The sequence below is a fragment of the Glaciecola sp. 33A genome (assembly GCF_002836745.1).
In the GTDB taxonomy this organism is placed as follows: Bacteria; Pseudomonadota; Gammaproteobacteria; order Enterobacterales; family Alteromonadaceae; genus Glaciecola.
Genome location: NZ_PJAR01000044.1, coordinates 789755 through 811463 on the forward strand (window position 1 = coordinate 789755; position 21709 = coordinate 811463).

The window sequence follows — 21709 nt, forward strand, 5'->3', positions numbered from 1 at the left end:
ATTTTTTGTACAATGAAAGTTTATAAATATGATAATAAACAAGGATTTGTAATTTCCGATAGCACATCAACGGACAATTTAACTCAGCCGTGAGGCTCAGTAAAACAGTTAATTCAAAGCTGTATCTACTAGGACTATTCCTATACTGAGTTAGATACAATGAAAAGAATGTTAATAAATGCAACTCAATCTGAAGAGTTGCGTGTAGCCCTTGTAGATGGGCAGAAACTCTACGATTTGGATATTGAAAGCCCTGGCCACGAGCAGAAAAAAGCAAATATCTATAAAGGCACAATCACACGTGTTGAACCAAGCTTAGAAGCTGCGTTTGTCGACTATGGTGCTGACCGCCACGGTTTCCTTCCATTAAAAGAAATTGCAAAAACTTACTTCCCATCTGGTTACAAACTTGAAGGCCGTCCCAACATTAAAGATGTTGTTAGAGAAGGCACGCAAGTCATTGTTCAAGTTGATAAAGAAGAACGAGGCCAAAAAGGGGCTGCGTTAACAACCTTTATTTCGCTTGCAGGTAGCTATTTGGTCTTAATGCCAAATAATCCTCGGGCTGGCGGCATATCGCGAAGAATTGAAGGCGATGAGAGAACTGACCTAAAACAGGCATTAGGTAAATTAGAATTACCTGACAGTATGGGTTTGATAGTGCGTACTGCCGGCGTTGGTAAATCATATGAAGAGCTACAGTGGGACTTGGGCGTTTTAGTCAATCACTGGTCTAATATCATGAAGGCGTCAGAGTCTAAACCTGCTCCTTTCTTAATTCATCAAGAAAGTAACGTCATTGTTCGCGCTATTCGAGATTACCTGCGCAGAGACATCGGCGAAATACTAATCGACAACCCTGCAGTTTTTGAAAAAGCATTGGCGCACATTGAGCTAGTTCGTCCTGATTTTGTTAGTCGCGTTAAGTTGTACGAAGGCGACGTTCCATTATTCAGTCACTACCAAATTGAAAGTCAAATTGAGTCAGCATTTCAACGCGAAGTTAGATTACCTTCTGGTGGGTCCATTGTTATTGACCCAACAGAGGCATTAACTTCTATCGATATCAACTCGGCACGGTCGACTAAAGGCGGTGATATTGAAGAAACTGCGTTCAATACCAATTTAGAAGCCGCTGATGAAATTTCAAGACAACTGCGTTTACGTGACTTAGGTGGTTTAGTTGTTATCGACTTTATCGATATGACCCCAGTTAAGCATCAACGTGAAGTTGAAAACAGAATGAAAGATGCAGTCAAACCTGACAGAGCTCGCATTCAACTTGGCCGCATATCTCGTTTCGGTTTACTCGAAATGTCTCGCCAGCGTTTACGCCCGTCTTTAGGTGAATCTGCCTATCATGTGTGTCCACGTTGCAGCGGGCATGGCACTGTTCGCGGAACAGAGTCTCTTGCACTTTCTGTTTTACGTATTATCGAAGAAGAAAGCATCAAGGACAATACAGGGCAAATTGAAGCGCAGTTGCCGATTAACGTAGCAACTTATCTGCTTAATGAAAAGCGACATGCATTACTGAGCGTTGAAAATCGTCATAACGTTGAGTTATTGATTATTCCAAATCCCAACTTCGAAACACCACATTATGAAATTGTGCGTCGACGTCCGGATGATAAAATTGATGATATTAGCTATAATATTGAGTTGGCTCAGGTACCGCAAACTGCTGCAGATACAACGGCTCCTAAAGTGGTTGTGCGAGAAGAGCCAGCGATTTCGGGTATGACGGCTCCGGTTCAAGCAGCTCCTGCCCCTGTTCCAACCGAAAAGGTTGAAAAAACTGAGAAAGTTGAACCTTCTATTATTACAAAAACCATTGCTTGGTTTAAATCACTTTTTGAAGAAGAAGAGAAGCAACCTGAGGTGGTAGTGCCGCCGCGTCGCAATAACAATAGAAATAGAAACCAAAATAAGCGCAGTAGAAATAATCCTCGAGGAAATCGTCCTGACGGTACTCGTGCAGAGGAAAGTAGCAAGGAAAATACATCTGAAGCTTCTACAGACGGCCAAGATAAGCCACAAGGTGAGCGTCCTAATAATCGTAAGCGTCGTAATAATAATGATCGTCCAGAACATCAAAAAAGCGAACAACGTAAAACAGCATCTGAAAAACAAGATGAAAAGTCACAAGAAAGTGTTGAATTAGCACCTGACACGTCAACACCTAAGCCAGCTAAGAAGAGAGCTCCAGCTGAACGAAGAAAGCGCAGAGACACAAGAAATGCTGTACGTGTTAATGACGATTCCCCTGCGCCAGCGCCGGGAAATCAAGCTGAAGCGTCACCGCTGAACAGAACCAGCGACTCTGTTCAACATGACATTGAAAATAAGCCGGTAACAAAGGCTGCAGAAGCTATCGTGCAACCGCCATTAGAAGTTGAAGCGGTTGAGCAAGTCGCAGTAGCGTCAACAGATACTGATGCTAACACCTCAGATGCTCACACCTCAGACGCTCACACCTCAGACGCTCACACCTCAGACGTTGGCAACTCTGACGATAACGATGTATCTAAAGGTGAAACAGAGGCACCTCGTGGCAGAGGACGACGCTCACCGAGACACGTCAGAGCTGCAGGACAACGTCGCAAGAAAGATAAAGACGAGAAAACCACTTCAGACGGCGCCGACGATGCTAATTCTGTGCAAGATGAATTGCAATTTGACGAGCCTATTGCTAAGGCTTCTAGCCAGCCGAGTGACACTAACAGTGCTGAAGACGCAGCACAAACGGCGTCTCCTGAGCCTGTTCAAAAGGAAATTGAGCTAGATGCTAGTGTCACTTCTATAGCAGCTGTAAGCACTAATGCAGAAGCAGTTGTAGAGACAGCACCAGCAGCGGCTATAGAAACAGCACCTGAAGCAGTCGTAGAAACAGCGCCAGCAGACCTTGTAGAAACAACGTCAGAGGCAGTTGTAGAAGCGGCGCCAGAAGCAACTGTAGAAGCAGCGCCAGAAGCAACTGTAGAAGCAGTGCCAGAAGCAGCTGTAGAAGCAGCGCCAGAAGCAACTGTAGAAGCAGCGCCAGAAGCAGCACCAGAAGCTGTTGTAGAAGAAGCACCTGAGGCAGTTGTAACAACAGCACCAGAGTCAGTTGTAACAGCAGCATCAGAGGCAGTTGTAGAAACAGCACCGGAAGGAGTTGCAGAAACAGCACCCGCGCCGGTAAAAGCGCAAACCAAGGTAAAAGAAACCAAGGCTCGAGTTCCTTATGTTAGGGTTGCAGTTAAGACTGCGTCTCATCCTATGGCAACACCGGCAAAAATCGATATGCCATCGGAACCACAAATAGTTCACGCCATTTCTGATGATCTTAGAGGTAATGTGGGACTCGGTGGTAAATCAGCGGTTGTTGCGAATTCAAAGTCGCAAGCTAGTTCGCCGATGAAGAATACCACTTCTGGTTCATAATGCTTATTTGAGGCAGATACAAAAAAGCAGAATCAATTGATTCTGCTTTTTTTTGCTTAAAGAAAAACTAACTTACCAACAACATTGAACTGCTTGATTAGCTACCAGGTCAAGTCGTCAGGAATATCGTAATCAGCATACCAATCGTTATCTTCAGTACTCTCTTTATCTTCTGGTAGTTCTGTTGCTTGGTATATCACAGACTCAGGAGTACGCTCTTTTATCTTGTCGGCAACAGGCGTTGGCACCAGCTCATACACATCGGATTCACAGCTAACAACCGATAATCGGCCTTGTGTAACAAGTTTATGCGTGTTTTTATCAACGTACATGCGTTTAACAAGGTTATTGTCAGTGAAGTTCAACACAACATCACCTTTACGACGGGCTTGTGCGTTAACTTTTATTAAGTTGACAACTTGCGCAATAATTTCTTTGCGCAATCTTTCATTACGTTGCTCTTGGCTAAGTAATCGATCTTTTTCCTGCTTAGCTGAGAGCGCAACAGCCGCCGCTTTTTTAGAGTCGCTCTCTATTTCTTGATTATTGCGCTGCTTTGCTTTGACCTGTTTGTGCTTTTCCTGCTTAATTTTCTTTGCTTTATTTTTATCAGCTAAACCTGCTTTAAGCAGCTGTTCTTGTAACGATAATGCCATTGTTATTCTCTATATTTTCGCTTTCTTACGTTTGTCGTCGACAACCCATTTGCCCTTTTCATACCATGCAGACCAGCCAGTTGCTTTACTTTTATCGTCTTCTGACATCACATACTGCTGCTTGGTTTTACGACTAAATCGAACAATCGACGGATTTTTATCTGGATCCGCTTTTGGTGCATCAGCTAAATAATAAAACTTGGGCGAAATTCGATCTCTAAAACGCGCTAACTCTGCAACTCGTGGCGCTCGTGTTTCGCGTGATTTAGGGAATGTATGAGCGGCTAAGAAAAGTCCCGCGGCACCATCTCTTAATACAAAGTGAGCTTCTGATTTTTCGCATTCTAATTCGGGTAAAAATACCGGATCTTCTTTCGGCGGAGCGGCTTCCCCGCTGCGTAACAGTTTACGCGTGTTTTTGCATTCTTCGTTAGTACAACCAAAGTATTTGCCAAATCGACCATTTTTGAGTTCCATGTCACCACCACATTTATCGCACTCGATAATGGGGCCATCATAGCCTTTTATTTTAAACGTTCCTTGCTCAACAAAAACACCATCACATGTGGGCGCATTACCGCACACATGTAGCTTACGTTTTTCGTCCACCAAGTAACTGTCCATCGCCGTACCACACTTATCACAACGACGTTTAGCGCGTAATACCTCAGTTTCTAATTCTTCTTCATCGTCAACCTTAATTACCTCATCTCCAGGGGTAAGATTCATCGTGTTGGCGCACTTTTCTTTGGGCGGTAAATTATAGCCTGAACAGCCTAAGAAAACGCCTGTACTAGCGGTTCGCATATTCATTTCACGCGAGCATTTACTACATTCAATATCCACAGGAACTGGCTGGTTCAGTTTCATACCGCCATTTTCCACTGGTTTTTCTGCAATTTCTAGTTGCTCGGAAAACTCAGAATAAAAATCATCTAAAACGCTCTTCCATTTAGTTTCACCATGCGCAATATCATCTAATCGCTGCTCCATCTTAGCGGTGAAATCAAAGCTGATGAGATCGGAGAAGTTTTCGACCAATCTGTCATTAACTATCTCCCCCATTTTTTCAGCGTAAAAACGCTTGCTGTCCAACTTAACGTAGCCACGGTCTTGAATAGTAGAAATGATACTCGCGTAGGTTGAAGGACGACCAATGCCGCGTTTTTCAAGTTCTCTAACTAATGATGCTTCGTTAAATCGGGCAATCGGTTTTGTAAAGTGTTGTTTAGGATCCAATTCGATTAGCTTGAGTTTGTCGCCTTGCTTCACGTTTGGCAGTAAAAGTTCATTGTCTCCTTTGCGTTTTATTTGCGGTTGCACCACAGTCCAACCATCAAATAATAACACTCTCCCCTTTGCGGTTAGTTCATAGCCGTTGGCTTCAACTCGGATAGTGGTGGCATCATATTTTGCTGGTGTCATCTGACATGCAACAAATTGTCGCCAAATGAGCTCATAGAGACGCTGAGCATCTCTTTCAACTTCCTTGAGTGAATCTGCCTTGATAGTCACGTTCGACGGTCTAATGGCTTCATGTGCCTCTTGAGCGCCATCCTTACTGCCATAAATGAGTGGATCGCTTGGTAAATACTGAACACCAAAATTCTTCTGAATATATTGGCGACAGCCTTCCACAGCGTCTTTGCTCAAATTAGTCGAGTCAGTCCTCATGTATGTAATATACCCAGCCTCGTATAAGCGCTGCGCCATTGTCATGGTTTTCTTTACGCCGTATCCAAGACGAGTGCTTGCTGCTTGCTGCAACGTTGATGTGATAAAAGGCGCTGACGGCCGACTTTGTGTTGGTTTAGACTCGCGGCTAGCAACAGTGTACTCAGCAGACTCCAATGCACTAACTGCGACATCAGCTTGTGTTTTATTGACCGGTTTGAACGCAACGCCATTGTGTTTTGCGACTAACATGTTCAATGCATCTTTTGTTTGCGTAGTTAGGTCCGCTTGAATATCCCAAAACTCTTCCGGTACAAAAATTTTAATTTCCCGTTCGCGTTCAACAACAAGACGCACTGCAACCGATTGCACTCTGCCTGCAGACAGACCACGAGCGACTTTTTTCCATAATAAAGGAGACACCATAAAACCAACAACACGATCTAAGAAACGGCGTGCTTGCTGCGCGTTTACCCGGTTAATATTTACCACGCCAGGGTCAGCAAAAGCCTCTTGTATTGCGTTTTTGGTAATTTCGTTAAACACGACTCGTTGAAATGTTTTTCCTTTACTGTCTAGCAGTTCTTGAAGATGCCAGGCGATAGCTTCTCCCTCCCTATCCAAATCCGTTGCAAGATAGATAGTGTCAGCATCTTTGGCTAATTTCTTTAACTCTGCGACAACTTTTTCTTTACCCTGCAAAATTTGATAATGTGCCATCCAGTTTTGTTTTGGATCAACTCCCATGCGGTCAACGAGTTTTTGATACTCAAAATCTTTTAGGTATGCAGCTTTCTTTTTTTCCGTCCACTGGTTTAGTTCTTTCGCTGGTTTTTTAGGCTCAACTCTCCCTAATGCCTTAGTTGGAAGATCTCGCACGTGACCAACGCTCGATTTAACAATAAAATCTTTACCTAGATATTTATTAATTGTTTTCGCTTTGGCCGGTGACTCTACTATTACCAGTGATTTACCCATTTATGGAAAGAACCTTATGAAATACAGTGATTTATTTATAAAAAGCGTCTAACGCTATTAACAATTTTATTAATTTCCTTTTTAACATATATCTACAAAGTGAATAGAAAACAAGTTGTTCCACATACTTATATTTTAAAAATAACTAAACTCTTTGTTTTTTATGACTTTTTCATATTTATGAATTGGCATGCTAAAAAAATTGCGTATACTTTGTCTGCAGTTCGCTCAACTAACACGATTCTTTATCTGCTTTTACTCAGCAAACCTAGCTGACTTGAGCACACATAAGGTAACTATTGGAGATGCATAAATGAAGCAATTTGAAGCTAACTTTGACGGTCTAGTCGGTCCCACTCACAATTATGCTGGCTTATCTTTCGGCAATGTTGCATCGAAAAGCAACGCTAATGGGGTAAGTAAACCAAAACAAGCGGCATTACAAGGTCTCCAAAAGATGAAAGCCCTCGCCGATATGGGTATGGTACAAGGCGTTCTAGCACCACAAGAAAGACCTGACATTTATGCACTTCGCAGACTTGGATTTAGCGGTAGCGATGCAAACGTAATGCAGCAAGCGTATAAGCAGGCACCGCATATTTTTTTAGCCTCTTGTTCAGCCTCTAGTATGTGGACAGCAAACGCGGCAACAGTCTCGCCAAGCGGTGATACTGCCGATGCTAAAATACACTTCACGCCAGCCAATTTAACCAACAAATACCATCGTTCATTAGAGCCTCAGGTAACGGGTAATATATTAAAAGCAACGTTTGCCGATCCTGACTATTTCGCGCATCATGAACATTTGCCAGACAACGAACATTTCGGTGATGAAGGTGCTGCAAATCACACCCGCTTGTGTCAAGAATATGGTGGTAATGGTGTCGAATTATTTGTATTTGGTCGCTATGCCTTTGATGAGTCAAAACCAGCACCACAAAAATACCCAGCTCGACAGACCTATGAGGCGTGTGAAGCTGTCGCACGACTACATGGTTTAAGCGAAAATAATGTTGTATTTGCACAGCAAAACCCGGAGGTTATTGACGCCGGTGTTTTTCACAATGACGTTATCGCGGTGGGTAACCAAAATGTGTTGTTTTATCATCAACAGGCTTTCTTAAACACGCAAAAAATGCGGACGGAAATACTTCAAAAATTTGGTTCCGACGACTTTCATTTTATTGAAGTACCAGACACTGAGGTATCTGTTGCCGATGCAGTTAAAACCTATTTATTTAATACCCAAGTTATTCGCTTACCTAATGGAAACATGGCGATCATTGCGCCAAAAGAATGTGAAAATAATGTGGCGGTATCTGCCTATCTAGCAAAACTCGTCACCTTAAATACGCCCATAAAAGAAGTGCATTATTTTGACGTAAAACAGAGTATGCAAAACGGGGGTGGACCTGCTTGTTTGAGACTCAGAGTAGCGATGACAGAAGTCGAAAAGGACAAAGTAAATCAGCATACTTTGATTAATCAGAGCAGCTATAACGGACTATGTAAATGGGTTAACAAGCACTATCGTGACGAGTTACATGTTGCTGATTTAATCGATCCACAGCTCTTAATAGAATCGCGTACTGCACTTGACGAACTTACTCAAATTTTACACCTTGGGAGCGTATATCGTTTCCAAAACTAGAACAAAAAAACCGCTAAACTCTACTTCAGCGGTTTTTTTATTAGTTAACTTACCTTAGTTTGGATCTGTGCAAGTTGAACCAAAACCGAATGGATTCGAGGGCGGCTGATTGACCTCACTAGCAATGTCGGTGGTTGCAATTGGCAGGATCAAGGTCTGGCTATCTCTCGCTTCACTACCCGAACTTTGCCCAAAAACGGATACTTCGACTCCAACCCACACGGCAAACTGCTTAGGATATCTTAGCTCAAGCGTTGCTTGACCTGCAGCATTAGTGCGAGAAATACTGTCTTTAAAACTAATAGTACCAATGATACCTGGTGTTAGCTCTCCATCATTGTTGGTATCTTCACCTGCATCCAAACGCCCATTGTTGTTAAGATCTTCGTTTGCGCACTCTATTGTCGTAGCAGCAAACCATATTTCATTATCAGCATCCCAAATCCATACACCCTTTCTATAAGAGCCATCGTTAACCAACTTTATTGGCGTTGCTGAAGCGGTTAACGCAGCACTCTCAACTGGACGTCCAACGGAATCACTCACAAACACGGCAAATTCTTTTAGGTATGTTGAAGGGTCTTGGTCTTCAATTTCATTACCGGTTCCAATCGAGATATCAAAGGCTCTGTCGCCGACAGTTAGATCAACCTGCCCCACGACACCGTCTGCTGTCGCTTGTATGGTTACGCCATCTTCAGGGCTAACCGCATTTGATGTGTATACAGTAGACGCAATTCCATCACTGCCAGTGGTTGCGCTGTTTGGTTCAATGCTGCCACCGTTAGAATCAATTAAAGTAAAATCAACCACTTTGCCTTTTACTAGGTTGCCACTTGGGTCACGAACAACAGCACTAATGGTGCTAGTCTGTCCCTCAGGACCAATCAAGTCAGGTGTAGCGTCAACAAATACGCTTTGAACTTGCGTTGCAATAAATTCAATATTTGCTCGCGCTGTAACTCTGTTGCCGTCTGCATCGGTACCTGATGCTGAAATTGAGGCTGGACCTGCAAACTCTGAACGAATACTGACGGATGCAGTCCCCGCCGAATCCGTCGTCACTGTTGGTGTTGCTATAATGCCACGAGAGGTGGTAATCGTAACTGAGCCTCCTACAAAAGCAGCATTATTTTTAAACCAACGAATTGATAGGCTTTGATCCGTTTGCAGGGGAACATCTGCTTCTGGCAATGATGAAAATGAAAAGTCATCTTGTTGGACTGTCATTTGTAACGAACCGAAAGCATTTAATGCTGAAGCACTAATCGTCCCTTGACCTGATGAAATCGCGGTAAAATTAACCGTAACTTGACCATTAGCACCGGTGATCGGAGCGATATTATCTAACTGTCCAACATCGGTTGAAAGCGTTAATTGCTGCCCCGATATACCAATACCCGACGAATCTACCAAGTTGAATGTGATCGGCGCCTGGTCATTTATAATCACTGAGCTAGCACCGTTGATGTTAATCTCCGTACCGACAACATCTACTGACAACGAGTCAGTTAATGATGCTGTACTTGCTGTAACGTTAATCAATCTATTACTGCGGTTATTCTCAGTCGTTAATGTTGCAGTGGCCTTACCATCTGGCCCTGTCGAGCCTGAAACACTCTCTATTGATGAACCAGCGTCTGCAGAGAACGCAACCACAACACCTTCTAACAACACGTTTTGTTCATTTTTGACAACCGCAATTAATTCTACCTTGTCATCACCGCTGGAAGCCATTTGCACTTGTGTTGCAAACAGTTCTAATGATGCTGGCACTATTTGAACTTCCTGAATACCTGCGGAACTAAATCCTACAGTGCCTGATGCGCCCGCTTCTATGCTTGCGCTAACAACACCGTCGCCACGCAAACTACCGACCTCAAGGCCAATAACAGCGATACCGTCAGCATTAGTCAACGCGGTTGCGGTGTCATTATTGAATGTTGCTAAATTGACTTGGCTTAGCGAAAAAGTAACTAACACGTCATTAATAATGCCACCGTTGGTAGCGGTTAATGTTGTCGTAATAATTAATGGATTACCTTCACTCAACTCGTTAGCTGCATTGCCCTGATTATCTGCAATACTTACAGCTACCGAATAAGTGGCGACCAGATCAGGGTCAGGTGTCGTTGTAGGACCACCGCCATCTCTAGTTAAAGATTCCTCTCCGCCACCGCACGCAAAAAGCATAATGGAGGTGGTGCACACTACTAAAAATTTTATTAACGCCTTCATTTAAAATACCCTACTGAGTTCTCGCTAGTAAATTAGCCAATTAACAGGTCACCAAAACAAAATATGTTTAGCTTTGACTCAAGAATTGGTAGTCTTTGGGTATACAGACATATAACGAAAATAAAAAGGTCTATAAATGTCCACCGACAACACAAAACTAAGTTTAACCACTCGGATCTTTATCGGCATGTGCGCCGGAATCCTGATAGGTGTTCTCCTGCAAGTTGCAAACTATCTTATAGGAGATCTTGATTTCAACATATTCTCAATGACGTTTTCTACGTATGGATTTTTCGTAGATGGTATATTTCATGCGGGAGGTAAGATTTTTGTCAACGCCTTGAAAATGCTCGTGGTGCCCTTAGTTTTCGTATCATTAATATGTGGAACGAGCAGTTTGAGCGACCCTTCAAAGTTGGGACGCTTGGGTGGAAAGTCAATTGCACTGTATATGTTCACGACATTTGTCGCCGTTATTGTTGCTATGACCTCTGCATTAATTTTCAAACCAGGTGAAGGATTTAACCCGCCTACTGAAACCAGCGAGTTTGTAGCAACAGAGTCACCAGGCTTTGTTCAAGTCATCATTGACATGGTGCCAAGTAATCCAATAAGCGCCATGGCAGAAGGACAAATGATACCGATTATTGTGTTCGCTATTTTATTTGGTATTTCGATGACATACGCTGGAGAAGCAGGCAAGCGCATCGCCGCTTCCTTTAATGACCTCAACGAAGTCATTATGAAGATAGTGACCATTGTCATGAATTTCGCGCCCTATGGGGTTTTCTGTTTGTTGGCAAAATTAGCGGCAACAGTAGACTCAAGCGCAATTTTTGCTATTTTTAATTACTTTATAAACGTTTTTGTCATTTTAGTATTGCACGCAGTGATCGTTTATCCTTTACTGCTGAAAATAACCACAGGCCTGAATCCTGCTAATCTGCTATTTAAAATGAGAGAAGTTGCTATGTTTGCATTTAGTTCTGCAAGCAGCAGCGCAACTCTGCCTTTAACAATGGCGACAGCCAGACAAAAACTCGGCGTTAGTCGCTCGGTAGCCTCTTTTACTCTGCCACTGGGCGCGACCATTAACATGGACGGTACTGCCATTATGCAAGGTATCGCCACTGTGTTTATTGCTCAAGTTTATAACGTTGATTTATCGACAGTTGATTTGCTGATGGTTGTAATGACAGCGACCCTAGCATCTGTGGGCACAGCTGGCGTGCCGGGTGTTGGATTGATATTACTCGCGTTGGTATTGCAACAGGTTAATTTACCTGTAGAGGGTATCGCATTAATTATCGGTATAGACCGTTTGCTTGATATGACTCGCACCGTTGTAAACGTAACGGGTGACAGCACGATTGCGACTATCGTTGCCAAGACAGAGGGCGAATTAGATGAAGATATGTATAACGACAGAACACTTGCACACAAAAAGAGCGTCATAGAATAAGTGGATACAGCTAACTTAAAGCAAGGCCTTTTCGGAGCAAGTGAGCCTTGCAAGTAACTGTAACCGACATTGCAAAAAATCACATCATTGATGTAACAAGAAGGTGTTCACTAAAGGACACCTTTTTTAACGCTTTTGAATAATTTATTATTCTTTTTTAAACCACAAGACTCAATGAATATGCGGCATGAGCGAAGCAAGAAAAGCTAAGGCTAAGGAAACTTAGTGTAAATAAACTTAAATTCACACGGAACATGTTTATTTTGGTTTGCATGTGTCGACCAGCGTTAATAAAACTGATCGCGTCCCAATCCATACTTTCTACCAGACGTTTTTTGATTTCCCTTCGTGCAATCAAACTGAACACTTACTAACTTACATCTTAATAAAGTTACGCTTTTTTTTCGGTGTCAGGCGTAAAGTTAAACTGTAGATCCCCCAAATTATACGCTTTATGGTGTTAACCAACGCGATAGTTTTTTGTAAATTTGATCCTCATTTATCGGCTTCGTAATATAGTCATTCATTCCCGATTCGAGGCATTTTTCGCGGTCTCCAGCCATTGCATTAGCGGTCATAGCAATAATAGGAAGCACTTGATTTTTTTTCCCTGCATTACCACGACGAATTTGTCTAGTCGCTTCGTAACCATCCATTTCTGGCATTTGGCAATCCATTAGAATAAGGGTGTAAGGTAGGTGTTCAGTTGCATTTTTCAAGCTTTCTATCGCTTCTATTCCATTGAATACACAATCGGCAGACAATCCGATATTTTCGAGTAAACACTCTGCAATTACCTGGTTAATGTGATTATCCTCCACCAACAGTATTCTTGTATCGGAAGGCCAGTTATACACATATTTTGAAGACGCTAAATTATTGTCTACAGATACCAGAGATAACGACTCTAGTGCCTCACCCTTGCCAGAGGCATCTGATATAGCATTAAACAGATTTTTTGTTGTTGCTGGTTTAGGAAAGTCGGCACAAAATCCAGATTCTAACAGTTTTTCAGCATCTCGCTTTTGCCCCATAGGTCTCATCATCACCAGTTTCATTTTGGAAAACTCAGGGATATTACTCAGTAATTGACCTAATTCATCTCCATTCATACCCGGCATGTTCATATCCAAAATGGCAATATCAAAAAGAATATTTCCATTTTCATCCACATTTTTTCGACATTGCTCCAATGCCATTTCTGCGTCGATAGCTTCTTCGACTAGCAGCCCCCATTTCTCCAATTGTGCGCGCACAACTCTTCGATTAGTGTCGTTGTCATCCACAATAAGTATTCTTTCACTGGACCCGATTGTTTTCAATACATCAGCGCTCGTGTTATGTCCTTTCTCCAGATCTAGAGTAAAGTGAAAACAACTACCACCTTTGGGATTACTGGACATTTGTATATCTCCGCCCATTAATTCACACAATCTTTTAGTTATTGTCAGGCCTAAGCCTGTTCCACCGTACTTTCTTGTAGTCGATGCATCGACCTGACTAAATGAATCAAATAAGTGATTTCGCTTATCTTTGGGTATTATTCCTATTCCTATTCCTGTATCGGTTACTCTACAACTCATTTTTAAATATCCTCCCGCCTCACTCGCTGGGTTTATCGATACAGAAACAACAACTTCACCTGTTTCGGTGAACTTAATTGCATTGCCTACAATATTGGTGAGAATTTGCCTAATCCGTCCGGGATCAGATTTGACAACTTGATACTCAATAGAACTTGTATCTAGAATTAATTCTAATCCTTTAATCTGTGCCGTTAAAGCCATAGATTCGATAAACTCACCGAGCATATCTTGTAAATTGAATTCGAGTATTTCAAGCTCTAACTTGTCCGCTTCAATTTTAGAAAAGTCGAGAATATCATTGATAATAGTTAATAATAATTCAGCACTGGTTTTGGCTATACTTGCCCTATGGCGCTGTTCTGGGGTTAGCTTGCTATGCAATAGCAGTCCCAGCATACCTAACACACCATTCATTGGAGTGCGTATTTCGTGACTCATATTTGCTAAAAACTCTGATTTCAGATGTGTCGCTTCTTCCGCTTTTTTCAACGCTTCAACTAAGTCCCTAGCTTGTGTATTCAATGAAGCTGTTTTATCAGTAACTTGCTCTTCAAGGCTTGAAACAAATTGTTTCTGTCTCAATATTTCTGTCTGCTGTAAACGTGTTCTTAGATAAATTAAAATGAATACAACAAACACGGTTATAAGAGCATAAGCGCTATATGCCCACCACGTTTTCCATGGCTGTGGTGATACATATAAGTTGATTGACAGTAAGTCAGTCCCCCATTTGCCGCTACTGTTAGTGGCTTTTACTAGTAATTTATATGAGCCACCGTCTAAGCTAGTAAAAGAAGCGACATTTTGATTACCGATATCAATCCAGCGGTCATCATACCCTTCTAGTTTATAAGCATACTGATTCTTGCTAGGATCAACAAAATCTAATACAGAGAATTCAAAAGAAAAAAAGTAATCCAGATAAGACAACTGGATATCAGTGACATAAGAATAAGGTTTTTCAAATTTAACCGACCGGCCCATCTTATTGAACCCCGTCAGAACAATATTCGACTCACTAGAATTTGGTGCTATATATGCGGTGTTGAAAAATTCAATGCCTCTATGGCTGCTGGTGAATAGGGTTTCATTGCCGCCTTGTACTAGGCTATTTGCGTAATAGTTTGACCCCAACAAGCCACTACTACTATCATAATTGGTTACGTCTCCTAGTACTGGATCTAGCTTTGAAATTCCTTTATTTGTCGTTAACCATAAATGCCCATTCTTATCATCTGAAATCGCCCGTATCAGAGACGTGGGTAACCCACTTTTGTCGCTAAAATGTTTAAAACCCTTTGTTTCAGGAAGATAAAGGTTGAGCCCTTTTTGAGTAGAAATCCAAATTTGTCCATTCCTAGATTGATGCACATCCTGAACTATGTTTCCCAATAAACTATCTGCTACATTTTTATTGCTTTTAAATGACATAAATTGTTGGCTGTCTTCCTGCCAAATGTTGACACCATTACCAGTACCCACCCACATGTTTTGTTTACTATCTTTAAAAATTTCTAAAACTTCGGGATGAGATAATCCCATAGATTCATCTAGGTGAGTAAAGGTTTCAGTCACAGGATCGTAGCGATATATTCCATTTTTATAGGTACCAATCCAAAGATGTCCATGTTGGTCTATATTAAGCGCACGTAACTCTCTAAATTCCTTATGGTTTGGATATGATTTAGGGTATGTCAATAACTCAACTTGCTTAGTTTCTAAGCTGAATTTAGCGAGCCCCTTACCTTGTGCTATCCATAAACTATTATTACCATCTGGAAATATAATGGGTTTTTCAAATAATCTATCTCCACCATAGCCATTGTCATCATTAAATATGGGCGCGGATAATTTTTCTAATATTTGTGATGATACATGCCATTTATATAATTGCGATGATGACGATACAATCAATAAATCACCATTAGCGTCACTTGCGATGCCATTTGGTGCGACCAGTTCAGGACTATTAATTGACTTAAATTTTCTATGCGGCACTAACTTATATATACCGTGAGTTTCGCTGGTAACCCAGATTGTTCTTGAGCTATCTTCGAAAATAATTCTCAAGCTATTGTTATCCTCAAGACCAATTTTTTCAATTTGAGGGCCTGAATTCGATTGTCTAAATAAGCCTTTACTAGTGACGAACCATATATAACCTTCCTGATCCTCAATCATGGAGTTCACTTGGCCTAAATATTCATCATTCAGGGTTTTTATTGCTGTAAAAAGGCCATTTCGTTTATCAAAAGTAAAAGGGCCTTGTTGTGTTCCGACATAAAGTTGATTTTTTGACGTTTTTAAAATACTTCGAATTTCGTTTGCGCCCGTAGGCGTGTTATTCTCTGGGTCCGGTAAGAAATGAGAAAAAGTTTGCTTGGTCTTGTCATATAAGTTCAAGCCAAAGCTAGTTGCCACCCAAAGGCTATCACTATCGTTGTCTTCAATATCCCATATTCTATTATGCGATAAACTCGATTGTGCATTATCAATTTTTTCAATATGCTCAAAGCTATTATTACCGAGATATCGACTTAACCCTTTATCATATGATCCCAACCAAATAGCGCCTTTTTGGTCGTGAAATAAGGACTGTATTCGGTTCGATGAAATAGAATCTGCACGCTGTGGATCATGAATAAAATTCTTAAAATGGCCTGTTTGCGGGTCATAAAGATTAGCACCTCCTCCCCAAGTGCCAACCCATACTTTTCCGTTATGGTCTAGCATGAGATTTCCAGCATCGTCGTGCGACAAACCTTTTGAACTCAAACTATCATACTCAAAGAGGGTGACTTTTCGACCATCATAACGCATGACGCCATTTTCGGCGGTACCAAACCAGAGCAAACCTTGCTTATCCTGAATGATTGAATATATCTCAGAAGAAACAAATCCATCTTCCTCTGTTAGCATTTTTACAGAGTATTCATTAATGAGCTTTGAAGGCTCTTCATTGCTATAGGCTGGAACTACAATCCCAACCAATAAAATAAAAAAAAGAATAAAGTGATTAACACTCAACATGTTATGTTCCAAAGTACTTAATATCATTGTAAATCAGAGGAATGTCACAAAAAAGTAAAACCATACAGTTAAAGAGTAAACGTTATCTCTGATCTAATCAATGAGTAACAAGCATTACTTTTATGCTTTGCAGTCACCTTAGCAACGTGGCTCAAATAAAAATAACAAGCGTTTATTGCGCCAATATTTGCCGAAGGAAACGGACCTATATGTCCATTTCCAACAAAGATTAGAGTCTGTATTCTTGCGTGTAGCACGTGGCAAGGTTATGTGTTGGATATGCATCGTTGATCCTGAAAGTGGATATCCTATTGAAAACGCAGCCAGATGGGCGACTTTCTCGGACCTTCATTGTACCAAAGCAGTTTTATTGCTTAATTAGCGTTGGATTGGCAAGATATACCTGTAGACGCTTTTGTTCGTTGCCTTCGAACATTTGCTGTTTTAATTGCGATAGTGCTTGGATGTAATCGCTGGTATCTTGCTCAAATTGTTGTTTCAAGTCATCATTGCGTTGTTTAAATAGCTGTATTTTTTTCAACCACATATGTTGGGTTTGATTCACAGCTACTAACCTCTGCGCAGCATCGTCTCCAAAATAGGAAGCCAGTTGGTTATACTCATCACTGCTGTTAACGACAGTATTTCCTATAATTTGGTTGATGCTGCGAAGTTGCTGCGTAGGTAATACAGCTTGTTTCATTGATTCTGGCATTTGTGTAATTTGTTGCTGAACCAGTTGTGTTTTTTGTTGCTTGGTCAAGCTCGCATCCTGATTTATACGCAGCCTTTGAATCGCATATCTGTCCCAAACCTCTTCATTTTCAAACAACAAACTTATTTCACGTGCAGAAAATAGTTCATTTCGAAGCAAGTTCAATCTATCGAGTCTATCCTCAAATTCTGATGCTAAGTTTACTCGGTCAGTATCTAAGTTTTGGAGTTGCATTTTGTAAAGCAGATAACGTTCAAACAATGCGGTTAAATCATTACAGAAACTGAATGGATGGCAATATTGATTGAACTGCTGCCACATTTTTAGCTCACTTTGTTCATAGTAGGCAATATAAAAATCAAGCAGCGCGCGCAAGTCTTCAGTCTGCCATACTTCTGTAGCACTTGAGATTTCTGGACTGATTGGCAGACGCCCATCGATATCAACTGCCATATTGAGTGTTACTTTTTGCTCAGTTTCGGCTGCGCTTTTTGAGCTAAGCGAATTCACAGCAGGTTTGAAAGATTGCCATATTAGTGGAGTCATAAAGGTTATAATACAAAATATAATAATCCCCCACTTCATGTTTTATAATCCTCTATTTTTTAAACGATTGGCATGTATTCGATAAAGCGTAATAGGGTCAGTTTCAAACAGGTGATGTATACCAAAAATATGATTAATTTCGTCAATGTGATTCATTCGATAATTGTCTTTGATAACATACCCTAAACGACTACTGCATGAGGAAACCAAACCATCATTTGCTTCGTTAAACGCAAAACTAGTTGCCAATAAAGGTCCATCGAGTGCATCAAAGACGTTAGTAATGGGTCTGCCGCCACTCCAACTAAAATATTCGACACCATTAGATGCAACTAAATCACCGCTGCCACAATAAGCATCAGGCACGCCCTCGGGGTATTTAGCATTAAATGCTAAACTGCCTTGAGTGGTGAGTACCTCCAACGCTGCCACTGAGTCTTGTGGTAATCCGGCATTACCTGAAAACCAGTCTAAAATTGCCCCCAGTCCATTACCTATTGATTCAACAAGTGATTCAGGTATTGAACCTTGAGGCACAACATTGCGCGCTATATCCGCTACCGGTGTGCCCCAATTCACCCCTCCAACACTGGTCACGGAAGCAATTAGATCAGGTCGTACTGATGCTACATAACGCACTGTTTGAGCACCTTGGCTATGGCCTAGTAAATTGACTTTTTCAGCACCGCTAAGCGCTAATATCTGCTGTACTTCTAATAATAGTTGCTCGCCTCTTACCTCAGAGCTATTTGCGGCAGAGACGGCTGCTACATATACCGTTGCGCCGCTGCGGTTTAATGAATACGGGATCCGATAAAAATAATCAATTCCCAAAACATCGTCAAAACCAAAAATCCCATGTACTAAAACGATAGGATATTTTGTTTTAGTGTAGGTACTTGCTTGTGCACTAGCGCAAACCACTAAGCAACAAGTGAGCAAGAGGTTTGTCAATAATTTATTCATGTCAATAATACTCCTTACAATTAACAGTTACTTAACAACTCTATCACGCACTCATCAGAGGTCAATCCAGTGTGCATAATTTAACCATATAGTTAGAATAAACTAGGTGAATACAGAGGGCTTATCGATAAGGCAAAAGTGTACATATTGAGTCCTTCACAAATGTGTAAAATTAAAGTAGGGAGACTGTGACCTGCCGATAGCAAAAAACCGAAAGCAATTTTTTGCTGGGCTAGACGCCTTCTTGACTGCGTACTTAGGTTCAACAGTGCGCTACCAATGTGACCTGTCATCAGCGCATTTTGCATGAAGAGAAACGAGCAATGATAGAGCGAAGGTTTATCACCGTTGCAGCCAACTGCTGACTTGCTCCTAATGCAGCAGTTGCAGAGTTTTGCGTCACAAATGTATTATCAGCAATTTCAACAATCTGCTGATTGATATGCTCAGAGGCAGAGCTCTGTTCTTCAACTGCACAAGACATCATCTCGGTTAACCGAGTAATGGTATGCACAGAATCACGAATGTTATTTAGTGCATTTCTAGTATGCTCAACCCTCTCAACGCCTAGTTGCGCAGCTTTTTCACCTCTTTCTGATGTGCCTACTGCACTCCTTGCTCTTGTCGTTAATACCTCTACAATTTTGTGAATTTTGTCCGTTGATTCGCGCGTTTTGCCTGCTAAAGCTCGAACTTCATCGGCTACAACACTAAAACCCCGTCCTTGTTCACCGGCGCGTGCAGCTTCAATCGCTGCATTGAGAGCTAGTAAGTTAGTTTGGTCTGCAATCGCTGAAATCAGATTAGCTGCTTGGCCAATCTCATTAGTGGAGTCTGCTAACTCACGTACCGTTTCTGCGATACTCGCGACAGAGGTACTTAATGCATCAATGGCAGTCTTAGCCTCGTCTGCTAATTTAGCCCCATCATCCACACTAACAAGTGCATCTCGAGCACTGACAGCGTTATTATGAACATTGCCTGCAACTTCCTGTATTGCTGCTGACATTTGTGTAATAGCTGAAGCAATTTGCTGTGTAGCATGGCTCTGCTGGGCCACAGCAGTTGATGTAGATTCAGATCCTGCCTGAGTATCTCGCACAATAGAATCTAATATTGATGCAGCATCGGCAATGCGAGTAAGGGCCGTTCGACTTCTGGCAATTTCACATGCTAAAGCCAACTTAGCCCTTGCTTTATTTCCAGTATCGTTGAAATAGGTTTCTGCAACTATGGTGTTAGAGTAGGCGTCGGGACTAATACTGATAATATCTAATAATTGAACTTTTTCTCGGTAACACAACCAGACCGCAGATATTGCTGTTGATAACAGCGTTACGCCGCTCATCATTAGGCCCGACATACTGTAAGCTAAAGCGGTGGTTATAAAACCCGGGATCATAACGGGAGAAATAGATTGCAGTACTTTGGAAGCTCGATACAGTATTGTTAAATTTGACTGACCGGCGCTAACTCGCGCATAAGCCGCTTCAGCACGTGCTTTTTCATCTTCAAGCGGCACTATCCTGACCGACTCGTATCCAATCACGTTATTCGCTTCAACTACGGGGGTAATAAACGCGCTCACCCAATAATGATCTCCATTTTTACGCCTGTTTTTTACTAAACCCATCCACACGTGACCAGATGAAATGGTTTCCCACATTTCCTTAAATACGGCTGAGGGCATATCAGGATGCCTAATAATATTGTGAGGCTTACCGATCAGCTCTGGTTTTGTGTAGCCACTAACCTCAATAAAAGCAGCATTGCAATAGGTGATTTTGCCTTTTGCATCTGTTCCTGAAATAAGTCGCTGCGCTGGAGGGAATAGATACTCTTTTTGCGTGACTGGTGGGTTGTGTCGCATTTTATTACCTGTGTAATGTTTCAGCCGTATAGATAATGACTATCGCTCATACAAAGATGCAATGCTGCCATGCAGTGGATTCGTCTATATTGATATAAGTCAATCATTATAGATATCAGATCTAATTGGATTCAAAACTCGATAGTCATCCACTCAATTAAGCCTGTGTCTAACAAAGCGCTAAATCTGCTTAAAACAGCCGGTTCAGGGAACGGCGTCCGAGTTCACATACTCACAACTGAAACGGCACTGGATGTTACACACATAATTCCATTGTAGTCGAACTACTGAACCCGAGTAACCATTTTAAATATGGATAGGATTTTGTTTTTACTGACTTAAATCCAATTCGTTCATATAGTACTTTAGCTATGGTATTTATATCAATAACGTCCAAACGGACGGTATTAAATTAATGGTCTTTGGCATATTTTGCTACTTCCTGTAGAAGGTAACTTCCTGCGCCTTTTCCTCTTGCATCAGAGTGAACGGCTATACCATGACCTACCTGCGCCCTATTAAGGTGTTTGCAAAAATAGACGTTCACATGGAGATCACACACTTTGATGAAAAATATTTTTACTGCAGTCATCACCTTTATAGAGGCGATAAATTAATGGCTCAAGGTACTTCTAAGGCATTGATGATTAGCAAGAGCGGATCATTTACGCCGCAATATACGCTAGATGCGGTAGCACGGTATCAAGCCGACAAGCACCCTCGGACAATTTCGGATTAGGGGCCAACACTTCAAGGCAGTGTTGGCTTTAGCGACTCATTGCTCATCGAAATATTATGCGCCTAGCGACGCCATATCAATAACAAAACGATAGCGAACATCAGAACGTTCCATTCGCTCATACGCCGTATTAATTTCGTCAATATTGATCATTTCACATTCTGGCAAAACG

The 21709-nt window shown here is 41.6% G+C and carries 12 protein-coding genes and 1 pseudogene; 4 read left to right on the forward strand and 9 right to left on the reverse strand.

Annotation, left to right across the window (positions count from 1 at the left end):
• Positions 1-168: 168 nt before the first annotated feature.
• Positions 169-3426: a ribonuclease E gene (gene rne, locus CXF81_RS19635; RefSeq protein WP_101183079.1), complete on the forward strand. Its 3258-nt coding sequence runs from the start codon at positions 169-171 to the stop codon at positions 3424-3426.
• Between the two features lie 101 nt (positions 3427-3527).
• Here rne and CXF81_RS19640 read toward each other — a convergent pair whose 3' ends face one another.
• Positions 3528-4082 (reverse strand): DUF2058 domain-containing protein, encoded by a 555-nt coding sequence (locus tag CXF81_RS19640; protein WP_101183080.1) that lies wholly within the window; start codon positions 4080-4082, stop codon positions 3528-3530.
• A gap of 9 nt (positions 4083-4091) precedes the next feature.
• Positions 4092-6734 (reverse strand): type I DNA topoisomerase, encoded by a 2643-nt coding sequence (gene topA / locus CXF81_RS19645; RefSeq protein ID WP_101183081.1) that lies wholly within the window; start codon positions 6732-6734, stop codon positions 4092-4094.
• A 313-nt stretch (positions 6735-7047) separates the two neighbouring features.
• Between topA and astB the strand changes: the two genes are divergently transcribed.
• A complete protein-coding gene (gene astB / locus CXF81_RS19650; protein WP_101183082.1) occupies positions 7048-8385 on the forward strand; it encodes an N-succinylarginine dihydrolase in 1338 nt (445 codons plus the stop codon).
• Between the two features lie 54 nt (positions 8386-8439).
• On the opposite strand, the gene CXF81_RS19655 is transcribed toward astB, so the two are convergent.
• On the reverse strand, positions 8440-10623 hold the full coding sequence (locus CXF81_RS19655) for an Ig-like domain-containing protein (RefSeq protein WP_232772003.1): 2184 nt from the start codon (positions 10621-10623) through the stop codon (positions 8440-8442).
• A 136-nt stretch (positions 10624-10759) separates the two neighbouring features.
• On the opposite strand from CXF81_RS19655, the gene CXF81_RS19660 reads away from it, so the two are divergent.
• Positions 10760-12085 (forward strand): dicarboxylate/amino acid:cation symporter, encoded by a 1326-nt coding sequence (locus tag CXF81_RS19660; RefSeq protein WP_101183083.1) that lies wholly within the window; start codon positions 10760-10762, stop codon positions 12083-12085.
• Between the two features lie 452 nt (positions 12086-12537).
• On the opposite strand, the gene CXF81_RS19665 is transcribed toward CXF81_RS19660, so the two are convergent.
• From CXF81_RS19665 to CXF81_RS20745, 5 genes are all read right to left on the reverse strand, one after another.
• Positions 12538-16701 (reverse strand): hybrid sensor histidine kinase/response regulator, encoded by a 4164-nt coding sequence (locus tag CXF81_RS19665; protein WP_232772004.1) that lies wholly within the window; start codon positions 16699-16701, stop codon positions 12538-12540.
• Positions 16702-17068: 367 nt separating this feature from the next.
• Positions 17069-17962, reverse strand: a complete 894-nt coding sequence (locus CXF81_RS19675; protein WP_232772005.1) for a lipase chaperone family protein — start codon at positions 17960-17962, stop codon at positions 17069-17071.
• 42 nt (positions 17963-18004) lie between these two features.
• Complete coding sequence (locus CXF81_RS19680) at positions 18005-18928, reverse strand: triacylglycerol lipase (protein WP_101183086.1); 924 nt, start codon at positions 18926-18928, stop codon at positions 18005-18007.
• A 292-nt stretch (positions 18929-19220) separates the two neighbouring features.
• Complete coding sequence (locus CXF81_RS19685) at positions 19221-20798, reverse strand: PAS domain-containing methyl-accepting chemotaxis protein (protein ID WP_101183087.1); 1578 nt, start codon at positions 20796-20798, stop codon at positions 19221-19223.
• Between the two features lie 412 nt (positions 20799-21210).
• Positions 21211-21360: a GNAT family N-acetyltransferase gene (locus tag CXF81_RS20745; RefSeq protein ID WP_369828733.1), complete on the reverse strand. Its 150-nt coding sequence runs from the start codon at positions 21358-21360 to the stop codon at positions 21211-21213.
• On the opposite strand from CXF81_RS20745, the gene CXF81_RS19975 reads away from it, so the two are divergent.
• Positions 21298-21537 carry a hypothetical protein gene (locus tag CXF81_RS19975; protein WP_232772006.1) on the forward strand — a complete coding sequence of 80 codons (240 nt, stop codon included), beginning with the start codon at positions 21298-21300 and terminating at the stop codon, positions 21535-21537. The two genes, CXF81_RS20745 and CXF81_RS19975, sit on opposite strands and share 63 nt — an antisense overlap.
• 54 nt (positions 21538-21591) lie before the next feature.
• Here the strand turns inward: CXF81_RS19975 and CXF81_RS19695 are convergent.
• A pseudogene (locus CXF81_RS19695) lies at positions 21592-21709 on the reverse strand (NAD(P)-dependent alcohol dehydrogenase); the annotation flags it as partial.